The following is a 2,275-nucleotide window of genomic DNA, read 5'->3' as shown; positions in this document are numbered from 1 at the left end:
GGCCGGCACCGTCACCGTCCGACCCGACACCGGATCAAAACCCACCACGATCGTCGGATGCCCGTGCATCATCAGATCATGTTCCAACTGATCCCACGTCAACTCCGGACTATGCGGAGACATCCAGGCGAACAACTCATCCAGCTCCGCCGCCGAAACAATCGACGTCACCGACTCGCTACCCACGAAAACCTGGNCGTCCNCACCCACCGCAAACTGCCACAACGCCCCCGCAGGACTCCCCTCCAAATGCTTGGGCGAGAAATCCTCCAACCTGCTCCACAACGGGTTGACCCGAAGCCGACCATCCTCGTCAAGCTCCCAGTCCTTCACACCCTTCGGCGCCACCGCAGGAGCAAACTCAAAATCCAGATCACGAACCGGATGNCCATCACCAACCGGCGGAGCAGAATCCGCGGGCGGAGCGGGATCGACCGGTGCCGGTACCTCGGCGGGTGGCGGGGNGGATTCCACGGTCGGGGGGGACTGCCCGTCAGCCTGAGGCTCTGGGTCACGCGGCGCAACCGTGGGAATCACGGCGGGGGTCGCGGCGGTGCTCTCGGTCAGCCATCCCACTATCTGACGGTGCTGCTGGCTCACCTCCGCGGGCGGATTCGACCGACCTCCGCCGGAGCCGAGCCCTGGTGCCGCAGGCGTGGCGCCCGTCGGCTGAGCACCTCGGGTGTGCGTCTGGTAGGTGACCACGTTGGGCGGTACGCCCAACTGCACCAGACGGGTGGCCACGGCGGGCGCGAGCACTCGCCAAGCCGAGTCGGCGCGAAGCTGTCCGCTTCTGAGCGCGCGTCTGTAGCCGACAAGTCTGCCGTTGCCCCCGCCTTCCAGGTGAACGGTCAGCGGTGGAAGCCCGTCGCGAGCCCGCCGCGCGGCGTCGGCGGCAACCAGTTCGGCGAAGCGGTCCAGACTCTCTCGCTGATTCGCNCTCAGATCGGTATTGGTGAACGAGCGGACGCCCTCCGGGACGTCCAGCTCCAGGCGGACGCCGCGCCACTGGTCGGCCTGGGGGGACACTCCCGCAGTAGTGAAATCGGGCCGATCGGCCCACGTTGCGGGATTCGGTTCGGCAGCGTAACCCGGGGCTCCCCCGCGCAGCCGTCCGATTTCCTCGCCTCGCAGCAGCGAGGCCACATCGACGGCGAGGTCCTTCGTCACCCTGGACCGGTTCGCCATCTGGGCCCGCAGATCACGGTAGACCTGCAGGATCTCGCCGTCGCCGATCTCCCGAGTCGCCGGGCGGGCCTGTAGGTTCAGACGTACCCAGTCCAGCAGATCGTGCTCAGCGCCCACGGGGTGGAGCGACACTGGATTTGCCGGCTCCCCCGGCACGCTCTTCTGCCCCGGCGGCACCGGAAGGATCTCGTCGACCGTCCCGAGGTGGGCCACGTCGCCTCCCGCGGTCGAGGCCGGGCCCGCGGTCGAGGCCGGCGGCGGATCGCCGGTGATCGGCGGCACCGGGCTCGTCGAGGCGGCGGATGACTGCGGCGAGTCCGACGACGGTGCGGGAGTGAACGACTGGTCGTCTGCGGCCGGCGAATCCGAGGCCTCGCCAGTCGGCTCGGTGCCGCTCNCATGTGGCAATCCCACGAGGTGCCCGGTAGCGCCGCCGGCGATCGGGGGAGCAAGCGCCGGTGCCGGCGCGTCCGAGGAAGCTCCATCGGAGAAGGAGGACGTCTCCGGGGAGGCGGCACGCCGGCTGTCCAGCGACGGAGGCGAAGCCGTGTGCTGCGGTCCGGCGGGCGGGTTCGGTCCGACGGCCGGCGGGACCTGCGGGGTCGACAGAGCCGGCGGGGTCGACAGAGCCGGCGGAGTCGACAGAGCGGGAGCGAGGGGCGACGCCGGTGGAGCGGGTGCGGGTGCGGGTGCGGTGATGTTGCTGAGCAAAGGATCGGGCTGGGAGACGGCCCAGCTTCCGAGCGCCGACCCCGACGGTCCCGTGTTGCCGGCCCGCGGTGGAACCGGTCCGGTTTGGATGAGCGGCGAGGCGTCGGCCGTGATCGGACCCCTCAGGTCTGGAGGCGTCAGGGATCCCACGACCGACTCGGGCGCCACCAGCGAGTTCGCGGGTGCTTGGTGGCTCGGTGGGCGGGCGGGCGCCGCCGGAGGAACAACCCCGTCGACGGGGATCACGGGCGAGGTGGCCGAGAGAGGACCGGCCGGCGCCGGCGCCGGTCGCGGCGAAACCTGATCGACCGGCGACAATCTTCCGACGTCCGACGGGCCGTCGACCGGCGTGGTGACCGCATCGGGACCACGGCCT

1 protein-coding gene is annotated in these 2,275 nt (G+C 70.3%); it reads right to left on the bottom strand.

The genetic code is table 11. From position 1 onward, the window contains the following. A partial coding sequence (locus UK94_RS72315; protein WP_235490905.1) for a hypothetical protein occupies positions 1 to 186 on the bottom strand: 186 nt, incomplete at its 3' end. Positions 187 to 2,275 lie beyond the last annotated feature (2,089 nt).

Source organism: Frankia sp. AvcI1 (genome assembly GCF_001420875.1).
Classification (GTDB): Bacteria; Actinomycetota; Actinomycetes; order Frankiales; family Frankiaceae; genus Frankia; species Frankia alni.
Note: the sequence above shows the minus strand (reverse complement) of the source record. Positions and strands in the feature narration are given on the sequence as shown.